This is a genomic window from Paenibacillus wynnii (assembly GCF_030812855.1).
GTDB lineage: Bacteria > Bacillota > Bacilli > Paenibacillales > Paenibacillaceae > Paenibacillus_AQ > Paenibacillus_AQ wynnii_A.
On sequence record NZ_JAUSTK010000002.1, the window covers coordinates 65,807 to 86,953 of the forward strand.

At 47.2% G+C, this 21,147-nt stretch carries 16 protein-coding genes; 3 read left to right on the forward strand and 13 right to left on the reverse strand.

Annotation, left to right across the window (positions count from 1 at the left end):
* Positions 1 to 64 precede the first annotated feature (64 nt).
* The 3 genes from J2T20_RS02305 to ftsE all read right to left on the reverse strand — a co-directional run bounded on the left by J2T20_RS02305 (position 65) and on the right by ftsE (position 2,988).
* Positions 65 to 1,336, reverse strand: coding sequence for a murein hydrolase activator EnvC family protein (locus J2T20_RS02305; RefSeq protein ID WP_307585196.1), 1,272 nt, complete (start codon positions 1,334 to 1,336; stop codon positions 65 to 67).
* A gap of 61 nt (positions 1,337 to 1,397) precedes the next feature.
* Entirely contained in the window at positions 1,398 to 2,312 is a 915-nt protein-coding gene (gene ftsX / locus J2T20_RS02310; protein WP_307585197.1) for a permease-like cell division protein FtsX, read from the reverse strand.
* The gene (gene ftsE, locus J2T20_RS02315) at positions 2,302 to 2,988 is read right to left on the reverse strand and encodes a cell division ATP-binding protein FtsE (RefSeq protein ID WP_036652671.1); all 687 of its coding nucleotides are present in this window, start codon (positions 2,986 to 2,988) and stop codon (positions 2,302 to 2,304) included. The genes ftsX and ftsE overlap by 11 nt, the downstream gene beginning before the upstream one ends.
* A gap of 239 nt (positions 2,989 to 3,227) precedes the next feature.
* On the opposite strand from ftsE, the gene J2T20_RS02320 reads away from it, so the two are divergent.
* Positions 3,228 to 4,655 carry a VanW family protein gene (locus J2T20_RS02320; protein WP_307585199.1) on the forward strand — a complete coding sequence of 476 codons (1,428 nt, stop codon included), beginning with the start codon at positions 3,228 to 3,230 and terminating at the stop codon, positions 4,653 to 4,655.
* 111 nt (positions 4,656 to 4,766) lie between these two features.
* On the forward strand, positions 4,767 to 5,168 hold the full coding sequence (locus J2T20_RS02325; protein WP_307585200.1) for a CBS domain-containing protein: 402 nt from the start codon (positions 4,767 to 4,769) through the stop codon (positions 5,166 to 5,168).
* Between the two features lie 86 nt (positions 5,169 to 5,254).
* Here the strand turns inward: J2T20_RS02325 and pilO are convergent, their stop codons facing one another.
* From pilO to J2T20_RS02360, 7 genes are all read right to left on the reverse strand, one after another.
* On the reverse strand, positions 5,255 to 5,881 hold the full coding sequence (pilO, locus tag J2T20_RS02330) for a type 4a pilus biogenesis protein PilO (RefSeq protein WP_307585202.1): 627 nt from the start codon (positions 5,879 to 5,881) through the stop codon (positions 5,255 to 5,257).
* Positions 5,865 to 7,475, reverse strand: coding sequence for a pilus assembly protein PilM (gene pilM / locus J2T20_RS02335; protein ID WP_307585204.1), 1,611 nt, complete (start codon positions 7,473 to 7,475; stop codon positions 5,865 to 5,867). The genes pilO and pilM overlap by 17 nt, the downstream gene beginning before the upstream one ends.
* A gap of 15 nt (positions 7,476 to 7,490) precedes the next feature.
* Positions 7,491 to 8,240, reverse strand: a complete 750-nt coding sequence (locus J2T20_RS02340) for a prepilin peptidase (protein WP_307585206.1) — start codon at positions 8,238 to 8,240, stop codon at positions 7,491 to 7,493.
* A gap of 74 nt (positions 8,241 to 8,314) precedes the next feature.
* The gene (locus tag J2T20_RS02345) at positions 8,315 to 8,788 is read right to left on the reverse strand and encodes a type II secretion system protein (RefSeq protein ID WP_307585208.1); all 474 of its coding nucleotides are present in this window, start codon (positions 8,786 to 8,788) and stop codon (positions 8,315 to 8,317) included.
* 176 nt (positions 8,789 to 8,964) lie between these two features.
* The gene (locus tag J2T20_RS02350) at positions 8,965 to 10,170 is read right to left on the reverse strand and encodes a type II secretion system F family protein (RefSeq protein ID WP_307585210.1); all 1,206 of its coding nucleotides are present in this window, start codon (positions 10,168 to 10,170) and stop codon (positions 8,965 to 8,967) included.
* A complete protein-coding gene (locus J2T20_RS02355) occupies positions 10,170 to 11,219 on the reverse strand; it encodes a type IV pilus twitching motility protein PilT (RefSeq protein WP_307585212.1) in 1,050 nt (349 codons plus the stop codon). The genes J2T20_RS02350 and J2T20_RS02355 overlap by 1 nt, the downstream gene beginning before the upstream one ends.
* 46 nt (positions 11,220 to 11,265) lie before the next feature.
* Complete coding sequence (locus J2T20_RS02360) at positions 11,266 to 12,930, reverse strand: GspE/PulE family protein (protein WP_307585214.1); 1,665 nt, start codon at positions 12,928 to 12,930, stop codon at positions 11,266 to 11,268.
* Positions 12,931 to 13,294: 364 nt separating this feature from the next.
* On the opposite strand from J2T20_RS02360, the gene J2T20_RS02365 reads away from it, so the two are divergent.
* A complete protein-coding gene (locus J2T20_RS02365; protein ID WP_307585216.1) occupies positions 13,295 to 17,863 on the forward strand; it encodes a DUF5057 domain-containing protein in 4,569 nt (1,522 codons plus the stop codon).
* Between the two features lie 120 nt (positions 17,864 to 17,983).
* Here J2T20_RS02365 and J2T20_RS02370 read toward each other — a convergent pair whose 3' ends face one another.
* Genes J2T20_RS02370 through J2T20_RS02380 form a run of 3 tightly spaced genes read right to left on the reverse strand, consistent with a single transcriptional unit; the run spans position 17,984 to position 20,935 of the window.
* Complete coding sequence (locus J2T20_RS02370) at positions 17,984 to 19,777, reverse strand: hypothetical protein (protein ID WP_307585218.1); 1,794 nt, start codon at positions 19,775 to 19,777, stop codon at positions 17,984 to 17,986.
* Between the two features lie 14 nt (positions 19,778 to 19,791).
* Positions 19,792 to 20,325 carry a PulJ/GspJ family protein gene (locus J2T20_RS02375; protein WP_307585220.1) on the reverse strand — a complete coding sequence of 178 codons (534 nt, stop codon included), beginning with the start codon at positions 20,323 to 20,325 and terminating at the stop codon, positions 19,792 to 19,794.
* Positions 20,309 to 20,935: a type IV pilus modification PilV family protein gene (locus J2T20_RS02380; protein WP_307585222.1), complete on the reverse strand. Its 627-nt coding sequence runs from the start codon at positions 20,933 to 20,935 to the stop codon at positions 20,309 to 20,311. Before J2T20_RS02380 ends, J2T20_RS02375 begins: the two co-directional genes overlap by 17 nt.
* Positions 20,936 to 21,147 lie beyond the last annotated feature (212 nt).

The window sequence follows — 21,147 nt, forward strand, 5'->3', positions numbered from 1 at the left end:
AGTCAGGAACGGTATCTCTTCCAGTATATGCCGTATGCTTAATTAATATTTATGAGTCCTAAAATTACAGATAAGGCATTGGATCTACTGCTTTACCGTCTATACGCACTTCAAAATGGAGGTGAGGTCCTGTCGAACGGCCTGTAGATCCGGATTCAGCAATAACTTCACCGCGGGCTACGCTGTCTCCAGCCTTAACTTTAAGACCGCCCTCACGAATATGCCCATACAACGTCCACATGCCGCCGCCGTGATCGATAATGACACAATAGCCGTATCCGCTCCACCATTCGGCGACTAGAACGGTACCGGAATCTGCAGCATGAATGTCAGTCCCTTGTGCGACTGCAAAGTCAACACCGGTGTGTACCTTGCCTACCTCACCCGTAACGGGATGCGTTCGAGGCCCAAAAGGTGAAGATATTCTGGCTGACCCTACCGGCAGCAGCATCGGCCCATCCCCTCCGGAATAAGCGACGGCAGTTTTCGAGGAAGAAGATGCCTTCCTTGCAGCAGCTTTACGGGCGGCCTCTGCTTTTGCCGCGGCTGCTCTGCGCGCTGCTTCTTCAGCCTTAAGCTTGTCCTTCTGCTGTTCCAGCGTAGAACGAACACTGGCCAGCTCTACAAGCTTCGCATTTTGCTCTTCGCTGATATCATCGGTTTGATGGATTTCCTCATCGTAAAAGGCGATAAGCTCCTGTTTCTCATCTTCCTTCTCTTTCAGCAAGCTCCGCTGTGACTCCAAATCTGTATACAGCTGCTTAGCCTGTGCATACTGGCCCTCAAGCTCCTGCTTTTTGCCAATGACCGTAAGCTTGTCCGTTTTATGCTGAACCAGCAAATCCTGGTCCTGATCCACAATGCTTTTCAGCGAATCGGCCCGATCCAGAAAGTCAGTAAAGCTCGTAGAAGACAATAGTACGTCTAGGTAAGATACTCCCCCATCGGTATACATCAACCGAACACGGGATTCAAGCAGCTTCTCGCGGGAAGCTACACGCTCTTCCGCAGCCTCAAGCTCAAGTGTGGTTGCCTTCAGTGAGTCCTCTGTCGCGGCGATCTTGTTCGAAGTTTCCGTCATATCACCTTTAACAGAGTTAATTTGATCCAGCACGTATTGCAGATTAAGAGTGGTTTTATTCTTATAGTGTTTGGCTTCCTGGTTGCGGGAATCCGCCTTTTCCTGCTGCGCCTTAGCTTCCTGTACTTCTTTTTGCAGCTGTTTCAGCTGCTTGTCGATTTCAGCCACACTAGTCTTCTTGGCATATCCGTCAGAGGGCTGGTATAGGGTGACAGCCAGCAACATTACAGCTAAACCGGCAGCAATTTTTTTCAACTCGCACTCCCCATCCTTTATCCTAATAAATGAATGATTTCTATAACTTCCGAATGACTCGTTATACTTTCAAGAACTTGCGAATAGAAACGGTACTTCCCCATACGCCAATCGTTACCCCAAGACCAACGAGTAATCCGCATAGGAAAAGCCAAATATCTTCAAAAGCGATCAGTTGAAGTCCCAGCATAGGATCCCCCTGCACTGAAGCTACCAAACTGCCATATCCGATATACAACGCAATGACAGTGACCATGGAACCGATGAAGCCAATAAGTGCCCCTTCTATAAAGAACGGCCAGCGAATAAAATAATTCGTCGCTCCCACCAGCTTCATAATCCCGATCTCCTTGCGCCTAGCAAGAATGGTTACCCGGATCGTATTGGAGATGAGGAACATCGACATCAACGCAAGTCCTGCCACAAATATAAAACCGATGTTGCGGACCGCCTTGGTGATTTTGAACAAAGTCTCTATCGAACCCTTACCGTATTTCACTTTATAGATGGGTTTCTCAGCATGCGTCCCGTTGAGCGCTAGAATCTTCTCGGCTACAAAAGGAACCGTAGTAGGCTGAACGACCTCCACTCTAAGGGTATCCGGTAGAGGATTGTTGTCTTTATCGAATCCATCTAATAGATCTGCGGCTTCTTCGCCCAAGCTGTCCCGGAACTCCTGAAGACCTTGGTCCTTGGAAATAAATTCAATCTTGCTGACCTCCGGCATACTGCCGATTTCATTCTGCAGTGCTTCACGCAGCTTCTGTTCCGTATTAAGAGTCAGATGCACATTAATCTGTACCTGACTATCCGCTTTATCGGCTATAGCATTCACATTCAGAACAAGTAGAATAAATACACCTAGCACGAAGAGAGAGACGACAATGGACGTGATGGAAGCCACCGACATCCAGCCGTTGCGGAATACATTTCTGAAGCCTTCCCGCATATGCCGCAAGAAGGTTTTAAAATTCATACCCGTATTCCCCTCTCGCCTGGTCTCTTACGATATTCCCGTTCTCAATAGCAAGTACACGCTTACGCATTTTGTTAACTATATCCCGGTTATGTGTGGCCATGACAATCGTTGTACCGCGAAAATTAATCTCATCCAACAGCTGCATAATTCCCCATGAGGTCTCCGGGTCCAAATTACCTGTAGGCTCGTCCGCAATAATAACGGAAGGGCTGTTTACAATAGCACGGGCAATGGCAATCCGCTGCTGTTCACCGCCGGAGAGCTGTGATGGTTCACGATTGGCTTTGTTCCGCAGTCCCACGAGATCGAGAACCTCGTTCACCCGTTTCTTGATCACTTTCTTGGGTGCTTCAATAACCTCCATCGCAAAAGCGACGTTCTCGAAGGCTGTCATTCTCGGCAAAAGACGAAAATCCTGGAATACGACCCCAATATTGCGGCGGACGTAAGGGATTTTGCGCGGCTTCAGCTTCCCTATATTAAAGCCCCCCACAGAAATTTGCCCTTTGGTCGGCACTTCTTCTCTATAGATCAATTTCATAAATGTTGATTTACCTGCACCGGACGGACCCACGATATACACAAATTCATTTCGGTCAATTTTTACCGAGACGCCTTGCAAGGCATGAGTTCCGTTAGGGTAGGTCTTCCACACATCCTGCATTTCTATCATTTTATCGCTTCCTAAGTTATGACATAATCCACTTGGGCATTCGACAACGTCTAGCGCAAGCTTCCATAAACTGCAATATTATCGCAATGTATCTATTGTAACAAATCTGTAACTGCTTGAGTACCCGAAAGTTTTGCCTAGATCTTACATATACATAAGAAAGACAACTTCCCTTCATTTATGCCTATACCTATTTATCGGAATCTATCTGGAAATCAGAACCCCGGAGGTGACCTTTTGTGAAAAAAATACACGCTTCTCTTATAGCTGCCGCAACACTGATCCTGATCCTCTCACTCGTATACGGGGCCCTGAATTTATATAGCAGGCAATCTACACTGCCCAAAGGAACTCAACTGGCTGGCTGGGAAATTGGCGGGTTAGACCGGGATGAAGTTCGTTCACAGCTGGAAGAACATCTTTTAAACTTACATTCTATTACCCTCGTACTGATGACAGAGAACAATGCGGGGTTCAAGCTGACGATGAAGGACGCCGGGATCACCTATGAAACGGAACCCTTCCTGCAAGGATTACAGAGCCTGAGCCAAGGCTCACTAATAGAACGGGTTAAAGCACGCAGAGATTTCTCCCCTAGCTGGGACCTTAATACACGACTGGATATCCATATGCTGCAGAATCTTTTAAACCCGGATTGGGAAAAGAAAACTTTCGGCACACCTGTAAATGCTACCCGTCGAATCACAGCGGATGACCGCGTAGTATATACACCCGAAATATCATCCCGTCAGGTGGATTGGCCGGCCATGGAACAATCTCTTCATGCGGTGATACCTAAAGATTTAAGTCAGCTGGAGCAACTGGGAAGCAAGGTAATCACACTCAAAGTACCTTTAGTTATTTTGCAGCCGCCTGTGACCTTAAAGTCCTTAGAAAAAGAAGGCATTGAGCGTAAAATCACTGAATTCAGCACCTCCCTAGGCGCCAGTGGTCCGGGACGCAGTTATAACGTGGAGGCTGCGGCCAAGGCTGTGAACGAAACCATATTGCCGCCTGGAGGCATTTTCGATTATGGCAAAGCCATTCAAAAAGCAAAGAAAGAATACGGCTTCAGAGAAGCCCCCGTCATCGTGAACGGCAAGCTTCAGCCAGGGACTGGCGGAGGGATCTGCCAGGTATCAAGTACCTTGTACAATGCGGCACTGCGTTCAGGACTTGAAATTGTCGAGCGGCACAATCATTCCCTTCCGGTCAGCTATTTGCCTAAAGGTCAGGATGCAACGTTCGCAGAAGGGTATATCAACTTTCGGTTCCGGAATAACACCGGCAAATACCTTATCATAAAATCCACTGTTCAAAACCGAAGACTGACCGTCAAGCTGTTCGGAACCTTCCCTAAGAATGTCAGCTACAAAGTAGAATCAAAAATTATCGATATTTTAATTCCTGCCGATAGGATCGTAAATGATCTCTCCTTGCCTCCCGGCACTTCACGGGTTCTAGAGAGCGGCAAAGCCGGGTATGTTGTAGAGACCTATATTACCCGTTTGGTAGATGGCCAGCCGGTAGAAAAGAAGACACTGTCGCGTGACGTCTATCGGGCTCAGAAACGAATAATTCTTATGAATAAAGCAGGAACTAGCAGTACCGTCTTACCGGAAGTTTCGAAAAGACCGCTTCTAGAGGATGGGGTAAGCAGTGAATAGGCTGGGTTTAAGGAAAAGGTCTATTTTACCTGCGATTGACTCTACATCCTAATAAAGTTAACGATTGAAGGGTAGAGTAAAACTAAGACCTCTTAGAAAGGATGACTCTTAATGACAACAGCCCTTGAAAAAGAACTGATTAGCAACGTCCGCAGCGCCCCTGTTATCCCCGCCTCCTGTACTTGCCGCGAAGCTCTGCGAGTCATGTTCCAGCATCCGGAATCAAAATGCATCGTCGTCTGCAATGCAGAGAACGAACCGCTTGGCCTGCTAATGAGCGAACGTTTCTTCTTAATCGCTGCCGGACGTCTCGGTATAGGCCTCTTTTACAGAGAGCCGGTAGTAAATTACATGAACCGAAATCCCCTGATCACCGATATTGCAGCACCCCTGGAATCCCTCCGAACCGATGCCATGAACCGCCTCGAAATGAATAGGGGTGACTGTGTTGTAGTGACAAGCAAAGGAAAATTTACCGGTGTTGTCTACATCGCAGACCTCATCCGAATATAAATGAAACGGATTTATAATCAGACAGCACAAAAAAACTCCGCCCTCTATATAGTTAGAAGGCGAAGCCATTGAATGGTGACTCTCAGCTATTTAATGGCTACTTGCGCCTCTGTCTCAGAAGAAACCGGCGCATCCTCAAAATAAGCTGTAAAGGAAATGTTAGCCGTTATAATGCTTCCGGATTTTTCACTTGCATCCGATTCCTCCGACTGTTGGAAGCTAAAAGAATCCACATTGATTATACGCGGCAGAAGCTGCAGCGCAGTCAACCAGTTCCGGACACTTGTATACTCCCCTTCAACGATCGCCGTCAATTTCAACTGCTTGACCGTAGGAAAAGCGATATCGGACGAGCCCGTCATTTCCTGTATGGGATTGGTTTCGCCTATTGCAAATCCGATATCCTTAAGTCTGGCATTTGTATAAGTGCCGACAGCCCGCAGATCAAGAATGAGCTGTTCACTGCCATCACCGCGCGGAAGCTGTGCCAGCAGCGCCTCCTGTTCCTGATTCGCCTCAGTTGAACTCTTCAGCTCATCAATCTTTTTTTGCATCAGCCCGTTTTGCTTTTCCAACTGCCCCACCTGCAAGTCTTGTTCAGCAATCTTGTCGTTAGTTGGTTGTACCCCAAGCATGAAGAAGGCGAACAGCAACAGAAACAGAACAAGAACCCCGAGCACTATAGGCGAACGATACTTATTGATCTGTTCCATTATCCGCTGCCTCCCCCTCATTATTCTGTATAGCAGTTTCCTGTTTGTCTTCTTTTAAATTCACCTTATAGATGGCTGTGTAGGATCTTGTCAGTGAAGCGTCAGATTGAGAATCCGTGTCACCTTCGGTCAATTTCTCAATAGAAGCATTCACTGTGAAGGACATCTTCCGTAACTTGACCAGATATTCGGAAGCCTGCTCCATTCCCGGCACATTCACCGTCAAATCGATCGAGGTGAGGTACGTATAATTGATATTCCGGAGCGCACTTCCCTGCGGCAGACCTTCAGCCAATTCATTTAACACCGAAACGATATTCAGCTTGTATTTCAAAATTTCATCTATGGCTGCTTTGCGATCCAGCTTGGTTGACCCTCCGTTATTGAGTTTGGTCAACTCCTGCTGTAGCATGGCGCTCCGGTCCTGCAGCCCCTGCAGCTTCTGTGTCTGATCGCTAAGTTGACCCTTGCCCGCAGCAAAATAAATGCCTGTTCCAAGCGTACCCAGCAGCCAAATTCCAATCAGCGCTATAGCCACATAAGGGAACAGTAAGGTCTCCCTGTCTTCCCGCGGCAAAAGATCAATATGCCGGATTTGATTACCGATAGCGGCTCCTGTCGCTACTCGATAGCTGTTCAGTTCCGAGTCTTGCCCCGCACCGGCTTCCAGCTGATCCAGATTGACCGGAACAATTTGCTGCTCGGTTAAAGATTGGCTCAGCTCCTCATAAAGCTGTCTGCGTATGCCGGGAGTGCCTGTAATCAGTACATTACTGATCCGGGTGCTCCCGTCATGCAGGCTGTATTGATAGAAATTCAGCATGCGTGAGATTTCGGCTATAATTTCGACCATTTGCTCAGGCGACAGAACATCCTCGGTTATTTCTAAAGTGACCGCGGCTTCTTTGTCATACTCTGTCAGGTCAAACCCACTCGGTGCTTCTGCTTTGTTCTGGTGCAAATCAGTCACATTTATCGTCCGGCTAAATACGGGGTTCCCGTCCTTGAACATATAAATGTCCAGCATGGACTGCTCCAGGTGGATCAACATCGTTTCTGCAAAAGCCTCTTCATGACCCAAAGTAATACTACGGGCCAATGCGGTTGCAGATATTTCAACGCTTCGGACCCGCAGACCAGCAGATTCCAATACATCAATATAGTCCTGGATCGGGAGGCGCGGAGCAGCAAATACGAGTAGATGGCTCTGATCCTCGTCGACTCCGGTTGTGACATAGTCATAGACGGGATTGTCAAAAGGCAGATGAAGGCCGGTTTCGACCTCCAGCTTCACGAGCTGCTCTAACTGCTTTTCATTCGTGCTCGGAATGCTCATTTTGCGGATAATGATTTGTGCCGGGGGGATGGCTAATAATACCTTTGCCCCCCTCAACCCCTGCTGTTTCACCCAAGGCTTGAGGGCACCAAGCAGTGCCTCGCTGTCTGCGACCCGGTTCTCCACGATGATTCCGGGAGGCAGGGCAAGTGTCCCTTTTTTGCGGACCTCCCAGGTCTTGTTTTTCTTTAAGCTGATGTAGCGGACCGCGGATTCCTCAATGGAAATCCCAATCGCCTGTTGACCTAGTACAAGCATGCGATGATAACCCTCCTAACCGATAAACGTGAGATAGAAACCAATGATGTCCGGGCCATACAAGAATGCAAGAAGTGTGCCAAAAACCAAAAAAGGGCCAAATGGCACAGGCTGTTTTTTATGAATAATGCCGGAAAGCTGCAACCCTACGCCCACCGCAGCTCCTAGCGCACAGGCAACAAGAAAGGCTAGAATCACATTTGGCCAGCCGATCACCCAGCCTAGCAAGGCGAACAGCTTGACATCCCCCATCCCCATGCCGCCAAACAGAGCCAGCAACAAGAGAATACCGCCACCGCACAATGCCCCAAGTGCATGAACCCACAGCGGGTCTTCTGCCATAAACGGAACCAGTACCAGAAAGAGGGGCAGGAAAAACAGCAGCACCTTATTAGGTATCAACATGTATTTCAAATCCGAGACCGTAATAATAACTGAAAGGCTTACCAAAAGCAGCCCTTCAAACCCTTTCATCGAAAGCCCCAACTTCAGGTATATCCAGAGAAACAAAAGTCCGGTAGCCGCTTCTCCAAGCGGATACAAGAGGGAGACCTTTACTCCGCAGTAGCGGCATTTCCCTCCCGACAACAGATAACTGAAGACCGGAAACAGATCGCGTACACCTAGCCGTGTACTGCATTTCGGGCATTGTGACGGTGGATGCAGCAGCGACTCTCCCGCCGGTACCCGCAGTGCCACCACATTGAAGAACGAGCCAAGAACCAGCCCGAGCAAAGTGATATAGATGGCGATGAATATTGTCATGATAGTAGGGTCCCTTTCAGGGATTTTAAAAAAGGAACCGGAATGGATCCGATTCCTTAGAAATATAACTATAGTTAATTTCTTTTTGTCTTTTGTATCTGCACTTCTGAGAATCTCTTTGCCTCGGTATCTGTATCTAAAGTAGATGTTCTAAGATCAACTGCAATAGTGTCTGCTAAAGTACCATTAGCACCAGTAAAATAAACTGCACTAGTATCAAGCAATGCTTCTTTATTACTTGGAAGAACAATACCGGCTTCTAAATATTTCTTAGTCTTCAAATCACCAACAGTTATTGAATAATCCGCCGAACTTGTAAAGACTCCTTCCTTTTCAGCTATTGTGTACATCCTTGCAGCTTCGTACACTTGTCGTGCTGTTGCTAAATCCGAGTCTTCTTTTGTATTGTTTATAATTCCACCAATCATAGGAATCGCAATAACCGCAATAATACCCAGAATAACGATAACCGCCAAAAGCTCTATCAGCGTAAAACCCTTTTGATTCTCTTCCTTACCCAATCTCTTTTTGATTGCTTGTGCTAACATTTCATTTCCCCCTTGAAATTAGTAGTGGTGTGTTTCTGACAGAATTCTTATCTTCATTTGTCATTCCTGCTGTCTTCCCCTGATCTCGTCCCATCGTCCAGCACCTGCGAAAACACTTAGACTCGCTCCGCCTTCCCGGCGTCACCCCTCTCAATATATACAAGGAACCGCAAGGTTCACATATTGCCGTACAGACTGAACATCGGCAGCATAATGGCTGCCACTATAATCCCAACCACACCCGCCAAAAAAGCGATCAGCAGCGGCTCAAGCAGTGATTTCAGACGATCAACCGTGTTCTCCACATCCATCTCGTAGAAATCTGCAACCTTGGACAGCATGGTGTCCAGCGCTCCGGTCTCTTCTCCAATGGCGATCATCTGAGTAACCAGCGGCGGGAAGACCCAGGCCTTCTTCAGCGGTTCGGAAAGCGGCTTACCCTGCCGCAGAGAATCCCCTGCGCTGCGGATATACTTTCCGATTACCTTGTTACCTGCCACTTCCTCCACAATCGCGAGCGATTGTAGAATCGGGACGGAGCTGGCATAGAGCGATGAGAATGTGCGCGTGAACTGGGCGATAGAGCCTTTCTGGTTCAGCTTGCCGAACACCGGCAGCTTCAGCTTGGCATAATCAAGCGCATATGCACCCTTCTCCGTCCGTTTGGTGATCTGGTAGGCAACCACCAGTAGCAGCACACCCAACAGCCATAAGTACCACTGACCTTGAATACTTTTGCTGAGCGCCAACACCATTTTCGTGATGGCTGGCAGCTCCGCATCCATGGACTCGAACATCGAGACGAATTGGGGCACGATCGCCCACAACAGGTAGATTACCGCTCCGACAGCCATTACTCCGACGGTGATCGGATAGGTCAGTGCGGATTTGATTTTTTCGGTCGTGGTATGCTGCTTCTCAAAAAACATCGCCAACCGCTCCAGTGTCCCTTCCATATTCCCGGACTCTTCACCGGCGCGGATCATACTGACAAACAACGGAGGGAAAATCTTCTTATGATCCTGCACCGCCTGGGAGAACGATGTCCCCCTCATCAGACTGGAACCGACATCCTGCAGCGCTTTGCGAAGCGGCTTGCTCTCCGTCTGTTCCGCCAATATCCGGGTAGCATCCACGATGGACACCCCGGCACGCATCAGGGTAGCGAATTGGCGGCAGTAAATAATAAAATGAATCGTCTTGACCGGATTGCCCAGATAAAGCTCCATTTGCAGAAAAGAGGTTTTTCGTTCCACCAGCGAAAATACGGTTAGACCACGTTTACGCAGTTCTTCCATCGCTGCGGGTTTGTCGGAAGCGGTCAGTTTGCCTTTGATCGGCCTTCCTGCGGCTGTCTTAACCTGATATTCAAACAATGCCATCAGCCGATCACCTCATTCATGTACGCTTTGGCCGCCTCCGGATGAACTAGACCCTGGGCCAGATATTCGCGAATGCTCATCTCCAGCGTATGCATACCCAGCGCACGGCCCGTTTGCATGACATTTTTGATCTGGTGCGTTTTATCGGTACGGATCAGATTGGCGACGGCCGGTGTATTGACCAGAATTTCCGTGGCGCACAGACGTCCCCGTCCTCCAGCTCTCGGAAACAGCCTCTGACTTATAACCGCCAACATGACGGATGCGAGCTGCGAGCGGATCTGCCCCTGCTGATGGCCCGGAAAAGCGTCAATAATTCGGTCAATCGTCTGCGGTGCATCCGTTGTGTGCAGCGTAGCCAGTACCAGATGTCCGGTTTCCGCTGCTGTAATCGCCGCGGAAATCGTCTCCAGATCACGCATCTCGCCAACAAGGATTACATCGGGGTCCTGACGAAGCGCGGCGCGCAGCCCACTCGCGAAGCTGCCCGTATCACTGCCCACTTCCCGCTGATCCACCAGACATGTGCCGTGCCCGTGCAGAAACTCAATCGGATCTTCAAGGGTGACAACATGCTTGCTCTCCGAACGATTAATGGAATGGATCATGGCTGCAAGTGTGGATGACTTCCCGCTTCCCGTTGGTCCGGTAACCAGGATCAATCCTTGGGGTTTCTTAGCAAGAGACGTCAGAAGTGGAGGCATGTTCAACTGTTCCAGTGAAGGAATATCTGCAGGTATCGACCGCGCAGCGATACTGATGCCGTTGCGCTGCCGGTAGACGTTCACCCGGTATCTCCCCCCGTTCTCCAGTGGAAAGGAAAAGTCGACCTCCCCTACATCTTTAAAGGTGGCCGTATGGCGCTCCCCCATCAGTATTTCAGCCATAGCTGCCGATTCTCCGGCAGTTACTGATTCTCCCGGGACTGTATGAAGCTTTCCGTCAATTCGCATCACCGGTGGAGAGCCTACAGAGATATGCAGGTCAGAAGCTTTGGAGGAATACGCCATGTGAAGCAGCTGAGTTATATCTCTCGTGAATGTCGGCATCGGCTTCTTCCTCCTTAAATTGATTTCATCTTATTGGTTCATCTCGTTAGTGGGACACCGTTTCGCGCAGAACTTCCTGCAATGTGGTCATGCCTTGCGTAACCTTGAGGAAGCCGTCCTCCATGAGTTGTACAAGCCCTCGTTCTCGGGCCGCACTCTTTAATTCTTCGACAGTAGCCATATTAGTAATCAGTTCCCGTATATGGTCGTCAATGGTCAGTACTTCATGAATGGCAATACGTCCGCGGTAACCCGTAGTACTGCAGCTCCCACAGCCCCGTCCGCGATGTAGTTTATCCACCGGTAGACCATGCTTGCGAAGCATGATCGCTTCCTGCTCCGATGGCTTGTACGTTTCCTTGCAATCGCTGCAGATCTTGCGGACAAGCCGCTGAGCGACTACTCCAATCAATGAGGATGCTATCAGATAAGGTTCGATTCCCATATCCCGAAGCCTTGAAATGGTGCTGACTGCATCATTGGTATGCAAAGTCGACAGCACCAGGTGACCCGTAAGCGAGGCTCTAACCGCGATCTCTGCGGTCTCCGTGTCACGAATCTCTCCTACCATTACGATATTCGGATCCTGCCGGAGTATGGAGCGGAGTCCTGCCGCAAAGGTCAGCCCTACAGCTGGATTCACATGAACCTGATTGACTCCCTCCAACTGATACTCTACCGGGTCTTCAACCGTGATAATATTAGTGCTCTCCACATTAAGCTGGTTCAGGGCGGAATACAGAGTCGTTGTTTTCCCGCTGCCTGTGGGTCCCGTAATAAGCAGAATGCCATAAGGTCTTTCAATCATTTCCCTGAAAGCCGTAACATTCGGCTCACTGAATCCGAGACTGTCCACCGTTTTGATGCCCGTACTTAAGTCGAGTAGCCGGAGTACGATTTTTTCGCCATGCATCGTCGGCAACGAGGACACGCGGATATCGACCATTTTGTAGTCGAACTGCATCTTGATCCGACCATCCTGCGGAAGCCGCCGCTCGGCGATGTTTAACTTCGCCATAATTTTCAGCCTAGCTATAATAAAGCCCTGCATCTGTTTAGGAATCACACGTTCCGTTCTCAGGGAACCGTCGATCCGGTAACGGATGGTCAGGTTATTTTCACCTGGATCGACATGAATATCGGAAGCCCTGAGCGTAACGGCCTGCTGAATCATCTGATTGACGAGCCGAACAATCGGCGAATCCTCATCCGTAATCTCTGTTTCTTCAATTTCTTCCTGGGTCGGCAGTTCTATCATCATTTGGCTCATCGAATCACGCATGCCATAATGCCGGGCTATTGCCCGTTGGAGTTCGTCCCGGGTAGAGATGGCTGGTTCAATCTTGAACCCTGTACTCATCCGCAGATCCTCGATGGCAAAATAGTCCAGTGGATCGGCCATGGCAACCATCAGCTTGCCGCCCTCTTTCATAAAAGGAAGCACCTGATAGCGCTTGGCCATACTTTCTGGAATAATCTGTGTAATCGCCGGATCAATCTGATATTTGAATAAGCTGACATGCGGGATGCCAAGCTGGAATTCCAGCACTTCGATCAACTGCTGTTCAGTAATATAACCCTGCGAGATTAAGAGATCGCCAAGCTTGCGTTTGGTCTTGCGTTGTTCGCCCAGAGCCTCGAGCAGCTGTTCTTGGGAGATAATTCCATTATCTACCAACAAGTCTCCAAGTCTCTTTTTTATAATTGCCAACGTTCACTCATCTCCATGCCCTACAAGTTTATATTTTATTATCGGTCAACCAAGTTCTGTGAATTAGAGATAACCGTGTTGAATTGCTAAATTTTTAATAAGTTAAAGCCGATGTAAATTATGTAATATATTGCGTACTATAGAAAGGAAGAAACAATAGTATTCCGAATACTAGTTCCAAATACTTAAATTTTAGGGTATTTTTTCATAGATAATTATTGCCTATAGATGTAATTTGTCCTAGAATGATATATAGCATATAACCGTTTTTTTTACAATTCGATTTTCCAATTTTCGACTGATTTCAATATAAACTTCAAGGATTCTACCAATTATTCAATCTATTATCGGGGGGAATTGCTAGATGAAATTAATCCGGCGTAAACAATGGATCCTTATTTCGGGAATCGCACTGTCGATTCTTTTAATTGCGGCATCCATTCAAAGTTTCGTTCTATCCGTTAACGCCACCAACAATAATTATACGATTCGCATTCTGGAGATTACCGATCCGAACAGCGCCAGTCTCAACCTTAATAACAATTTCCCTCTAAGTGAGTTAGATGGTCTGCAAAATTTGGCCAACATAAAGATCGACACTATGACGATGAAGCGATTTGTATCTCTTAGGAACAATTGGGACGGCAAATACGATGCTATCTACATCGGCAAAGGTGATTTCAGTAAAACACTGATTAACAGCACAGGAAGCACCAGTACCGCTGGTAGAGAAGCTGCTCATAAAACCATCAGCGTGGAGAATGATATTACCCTGCTTAAAGCGAGGGAAATAACCGACTATTTTATTAATAAAGGCTTATATGTATTTTTACGGGATGAAACTTTCACGGCACAAGCAACTTCCACGGCTAAACAAGGTATCCTGTACTCTACCTTCAATCCCTACCGCCCCAACACTAAATCTAATATTGTATTTCTTCGAGATAAGGAAGCTCTGGACACCTTCACAGATACAATAAAAAAAGACACTTCTCCCTATTTAACCGGTCTGACCCAACGTCCCAGACTCACCCTAACCAACAAAGCGGATATTATCAGTTACCGCGACAAACCAGATCATGTCTACGTCTCCGGGGATACGCTGAGCTTCGACGTTAAGCTGGACAACATTACCGATTTAACACTGCGTCCTGTCCGCGTCCGCTTATTTATGAATGTAGACTCTTCATTGCCTATGTCCGAGAATAATGTCGTCGCCACCGAAATGATGAAGTCCTCCTCGGGCACGATTCGTTACAAGCTGCCAAAGACCTACTCAGGCCCTCTCTACTGGAGAATGGAAATTAGCGACACTTTGAGTAATTTAAAAGATTTCGACTCCGGCGTGATCCGGTATAGAGGCATCAAACCAGTGATTAAAGTGCTTCAGGTAATGCCCACCGACAGGACGGACAGCAATCTGCTCAGCGAAGACTACAGAAACATGGATACATCTTATTTATCAAAGGCTGACTACGAGTTGCAAATTACACCTATGGACATGAGTGAGTTCAACTCCTACATTTCCAGCCATACCAGCGCTACCGACACGACTTCCGGATTAAACGGGGTCTACGATATGATCGTCTTCGGCTTCCAGGATATGTACGATCGAGTCAGCACACCAATGTTATCCAAAGCAGCAGCTGATGCAGTAAAGGCTTTTGCCGAAGAAACGAAGCAAAGTCTGATGCTGACCCATGACACTATTTTCCGTGAGGTCGATGCTAACCCGAGCACACCTGAACTGGATCCATATGTAGAGAGTACAACCAACGGAATCCAGAACTTGAACTATTGGAGCTCCTATTTCCATGACATGGTAGGCCAAGCACTACCCCGTACCTACCTCGGCGGAAGTGCGGTGAACCCTTCTACCACAGTAGTACCGATTAACGACGGGCTTTTAACACAGTATCCCTTCGATCTTGATAATGTAGCCTTAACCTCAAGCACGGGACGTTACAAGGTTGCCACTACCCATGATCAATTCTTCCCTCTGAATCTGGAACGGGCCGATGTCATCCCATGGTACAACATCTCCGGATCAAGTCGGGATACCGATGACAGTTACAATCACTTCTACACGTATTCTGTCGGTAACATTACCTTTTCGGGGACGGGCCATACCAATAAGAACTTCCCCCAGTGGGAACAGATGCTGTTCGTAAATACAATGTACCGAGCTTTTACCGGAGCCAATCACGCTCCTGAAATTACGGTTGCTACACCGGTGGACAACAGCACCAAGCCCTCCTACCAGGGCAAGCTTGTTGTCAGCTATACAGTCAATGACTGGGATATCAAGGACCGGAATTTGATCACCGGTATTAAGTTCAAAGTAGACGATGAATACTTGTCGGATTATACAATGGCCGAAAAGACGGTGCAGTCCGGAGACACGGTGACGCAGACCTTTAATAATCCTCTGCCTGAAGGAGGGGCTCTGCAGATTGAGATTATGGCACGGGACAGCCAGGGGGCTCTGGCTACCCAAAAAGTGAATGTAACTGTAGAGAAGGTAAAATCGAATCTTTCCATCAGCCGGTCCGTGTCCTCAGACACGGTAGAAAGAGGAGACACAGAGCACCCTCTTATCCTTACTTACACGATCACACCTAATCCTATCCCTGCTTACACCATTCAGAGCGGAGAGCAGACAATCAGCCAGCTGAATATATCAAATATTGAGTACTCGGAAAAATTCCCGGGACAATTGGAATTTCTGGACCCTCTGCCGGCAGGAATGTCAAAGAGCGGTAGCCTTGAAACCGGCTATACGCTGACAAGAAGTTTCGCCAACATCGGGTATCATTTGTCCGAGGATGGAAAAACTTTCGAACCGGATTCGGCTCAGCCTATTACGTTCAGCCTGTCAGTCGTCCCGAGTAAGAAGCAATCCTACAAACTCGATGAATTCAGTTCAAAATTGAAATATGTAAATGTGTATGATTCTTCAGAGATTTTCAGCTCCATCAATAGTCTCAGCAGTCAATTTAATGCATTTATATTTGGCGATGTGAATCTGAATAGTACCAGTACAAAAGGGCGGATCGCTGCGGCCGGCAATGCAGAGTTCACCAACTACAACCTTAACGGAAATGGAGGTCCCCATGATAATGCCCTGGTAGCTGGAGGAAACTTTATTTTTAATGGAAATAACGGAGCATCTATACGTGCGAAAGTTACGTATGGGGGGACCTCAACAATTACTCCAACTCATACAAAAATCGATGGCACTGTGACCAAAGGAACTCCTATTAACTTTATAGATACCCAAGAGTTCTTGCTGCTCGAGTCCAATACGCTTGCTTCCCTGGAAGCGAATGGCAATGTCGAAAAGGATCTTGATTTCGTAGGAACGGATGACAATCGGAACGTCTTTAATATTACATCCAGTGTTCTAAGCAATGATTTAAATAATGTTCTGGATCATGTAAAAATAAATGCTCCGCGAAGCTCGACAGTCATCATCAATGTCCATGGGGAAAACATTACGATCAATGGCGGCTTTAATTTAACCCATATACAAAGCGAACATATTATTTTGAATTTCCCTGAGGCCAAGTCACTTGTTCTCAACGATGCAATAAATGCTACAATCCTTGCCCCTTTAGCCAATGTGCAGTTCGATAAAGGCCATTTGCGTGGCATGCTTATCGCAAAAACGTTGCGTACCGATAATGATGGTAGACTAGAACTCAACCCGTTTACCGGAACTCTTCCAGAGGTGATAAACCATACAAAGCCGGTTTATGCAGAGAATACCCTCTACTTTAATGAGGCGAAATTTGAAGCGGTGGTTAAAGTAACCGCACTTACCTTGGAGGAAGCACGAATTAATATAAACACCGAGCTTGGGATGAAATCTATGGTCGGTGTCCTTCCTGAAGATGCGAACAACAAGAATGTTTCCTGGTTATCTCTGAATCCGGAAGTGGCTACAGTTACCGATGAGGGAGTCGTGAGAGGGCTTCAGGCGGGAACAGCATTTATTCAGATTACATCAACAGACGGAAGCAACATAACAGCAACCGCTCCTGTTGAGGTCATATCTCCTGATCTTAACATTATCGGTCCAAATAAGGCCTATGTGGGCGATCTGGCAGAGTTTAAGGCTCTATACGTTACAGCAGATGAAGTCATTGATGGTTATGAGTGGTCGATCAAGCCGGGAAGTAACACGGCGGAAGCAGAACTCAGTATAACGTCAGGTAATCCGCTTAACGACCATGCCACACTGAAGGCCACGAAGTCCGGGGAAGTTACACTCGTTGCAAGGGTAAATACCGAAGACTCGCCTGATGGAGCTGCCACCAAGGAGCACAAGGTGACTTTCACGAATCCGGTAAGCCAAATCGCAATTGATGGAGAACCCTTGGTAAAGGTAGGACAGAAGATCCCATTACAGGTAAGAGTGATTCAACCGGCCAATGCTGATCCTGCAGTATACACTTGGAGCCTGGAAGGCGACGGTAGTACCTACGCCGAGATTATTCCCGGCACCAACACCAACAGCATTGAATTAAAGGGATTAAAAATTACCTCCACGGACCACCCTATAACTGTTAAAGTTACTACGGAGGGACGAATACCGGGACAGCGGATATCTGCTACAGCAACCATAACAGTAGGTGCAAGATTAAACGGGCTTAGCCTTCGCGAGACTATCGTTATTGGTGTAGGAAGTGAGAATTCACACAGCTTATTCAACGTCAGTGATCTCAGCTTATTCCCGGATAGCATGACTCTGGCAGATATCCAAGGTAAGCTCGAATGGAGCAGCAGTAACCCTGCTGTAGTTACCGTGTCTCCAAACGGTCTCATTACCGGTCTTGTCAAAGGATCGGCTACGGTCACTGCATCCTATAAAGATAACCCTACAATTAGAGACACGATTCAGGTAACTGTAATTAATGAGGACCGCTATTAGGACTTAGGACTGCATTAAAAGAACCCCCCGAGCAATACCAGTATTCTTAACTGGTATCACTTGGGGGGGTTCTTTTTTCTGATGATTATCGTTAACATCCACTTAACATCACGGCATGGCTCAATTCAGTTTCAAATTCTCAACACGGATATTGACTGTTCTGACTCGGGGCAAGCCAGCCTTCTGGTCGTTAAATATTTGATCATTGTAGGAGGCCCTGAAGCGGATTATGTTGTTATCGGGTGTAATCGTGATATCCCCAGCACCTTCAACCGAACTGCCGCGAACAGCATTTATAGTCAAATCTCCTTTGGCGAAGAAACCGCCGCTCAGAGAAAAGATCGAACCGACACCATACAGCTTCGCATCGGAATCCGTATAGAAAAATGCATCCAGCGGGAGCGGGGCAGAGACATCATCATTGGTGAAATTGTTGAAGGCGGCTAGCCGGTTGATCAGAATTCGACCTTGCGAGATCAGTACAAGCTCTTTACCGTTCATTCCTTGAATGGAGGCATCTTCGACGATGGTCGTATAATCCTCCGTCGAGTGTGCAGAGGAACTTCGCAGAGCGAAGATGGTAGAGTCAAATTCCACTTTCCCCCGGATTTCTACTTTTCCTGTTACAAGAATATTGGCACGCACTTGAATGGGAGTGGCGTTGCCGTAATTATTGATAATTAAATCTCCGTCTATGATATACCAATTGCGGGGCGAGGTTGAGTTTTTGGCGCTCTGCGTATAAGTAATTCCCCTTAGCTCCGTGCCGTCCAATGTCAAATCGCCTTCATAGATAACGGACTTGCTCGGCTGGGTCAGAAGCAGTACTGCAGCATTGTATTCATTTTGAAGCTCCTGTCCATGTTCCGACGTGTCTCCGGGGTCAGGCTTGGAAGGAAGGGTAGAATGATCAAAGATAGACGGATAATTACCAATCAGATAACTGGCGAGACTGCCACTCTTCAAACTATCAGAAATTTGCTTTCTATTAGCTCCGCCTCCTACCGCTTCAGCAACCTTATCAATAAAGGAGGATTCGACATTCACTTCAACAAAGCTGCGGTGGCTTTTGATCTTCACGTTTTCCGGCAGTATCTTACCGGCCATCAATGTAGTTGAAGTAAGTTTATCCGCTGTAAGCGGTTGTTTGCCCTGTTCCTGATATACAAGCTTGTTCAATGACTGAACATGAGCCTCACCTAACAACTCAAAAGGTTTGGATAAAAAGGTGTGATCTATTGTCTTGTAAGTGTATCGGGCAGTGTCACTAATAGTCAGCGTATCGCCGGCGTAAATATTGCCCTGGATATAAGGCGCTCCGTTAATCGTTAAATTACTCTCCGAACCCAAGGTATACTTCAAAAAATCCGGAAAAGTATCAATCACCACGGTCTGCGACAGCGTCCGTGTCACCCCGTTCACTTCAGCCTCGGCAGTTAGCGTCACTCTATAGCTGACCGATTGGCCTGCCTGAGAGGAGCCGGTTCTTACAGAATCAACGTTAATAATTTTGCCTACAGCTGCTGCTCCATCGGTTTGAAGCAGATCGGTGCTGACAAGCAGTCCATTCGATTCATCTTGCAGACTTTGCAGGAAATTCGCAATTTCATCATCGAGATCTGTTTGGCTGAAATCCACTTTCTCATCGATTTTCTTATTTAGGCTAGCGGTAATATAAGCCACTGCTTCATCCAGCGTCTTCTCCGCAAGATGAAGGCTTTGAACGTCGTTCTTGCGCGTCTCCGTGCGCTGTGCTCCACCAACAGCTGCGCTTAGCACACTGAGCCCAAGGATGGTAAGCAGCAAAACGATAAACATCACCAATACAAGAGCGGAACCCCGCTCTTCTGTAAAACGCCTGGATACTGCTCCCAGTCTGTTACGGATTATATGACGTTGTGATGATACAGACATCGGTGAGCAACCCCCTAAAATCCGAATTTACTTTCAAGTTCCATAGTGTATGTTCTGCCGTCATATTCCTGCGCCAGCTTCAGCTTGATTTTTATGAGTCCGCTCTCACATGGAAAGGTGGCCTGGCACGTCCTCCCATCAGCAGATGTTGATGAAATAACAGATCCAGTGAGGGTGGAGTGTATAGCGGTTCTCGGGTCATCCGGATCAGGTTCATCAGTTATTGCACCAATTACAAGGCTACCTTGCGAAAAAGTAATCACCTCATCGGTAGTTGACCCTTTCTTCAGCGTAATCCCGTTTGTGAGTGTGGTATTTTCCACTCTTTCAGGAGCAAAGGTATATAATTCATTGATGATAGTTGACATAATGATATCTGCTTCATCCCTTAGGGAGTTTTCTATAGTTATCTTATGATAACTGCGGAAGCCAAACATAGTAACCATGGAAATAATACCGACGATCATAGAGAAAAGTGTTAAGGCCGCAATCATCTCGATCAAGGTAAATCCCTGCTCAGACTTCAATCGTTCAGCGTATTTTTTCATCTGTAATATAACCCTCCACCACTGTACTGGAAACATGACCATTGGGCCCGCCAGGTCCAGTAACTTTTACCTCAACCGGAATTAAAAAAGGTGCCATCTCTTTCTTGCGTTCATCTATCGTATCATCCGTGTTGCCGCTGATTTTACCTTTCACCATTTCCCGATGCAATTCTGCCTGGTAGGTAATTTTCACCTGATATTTGACATTATTGATTACCGGATTCAGTACATTAGCGAGCGTATATTCATCCGTTACCATATCTTTATATATCTCACAGCTTACCGTTGTCTCCGTAAGCGGAACACAGCCGGATGCTTGGATAATAGAATGTCCTGCGATTTCAGGTTGTGTCCCTTCAGCCGCTTGACCCTGAAAATATAAGCTCATCATCTCAAAATCCTGCTTCTCCATATAAAATAGCGCGTTCCGCGCCAGATTAACCATGATTGTCTTGTTCTGGTTGGATTTCGAGTAAGACAGCGCCTGGGTAAAATAAGAGGTTAGGACCAGGGAAACAATCGAGAGAATGACGATGGCCGCCAGGACTTCGATCAAGGTAAACCCCTGTTCTTTATCCCATGTTGCATTCCGTTTATCTTTCAAAGGCATCGTGTTCGCTCCTTATACTTATTTGCCTGCCTACAGTTCTTGCCTCGGCAGATTACAGATTACAGATTGCAGTATGTTATCCATATGGCTCTCATTCTTCGGTCCTACTTTGTGCTTTCTTCTGGATCTTTCTACCTACTTCCATTATATTCTTTCATCTCTTGCCCCAGCAATCTATTAGTTATGATAATTCTAGAGTTTTATACAATTTA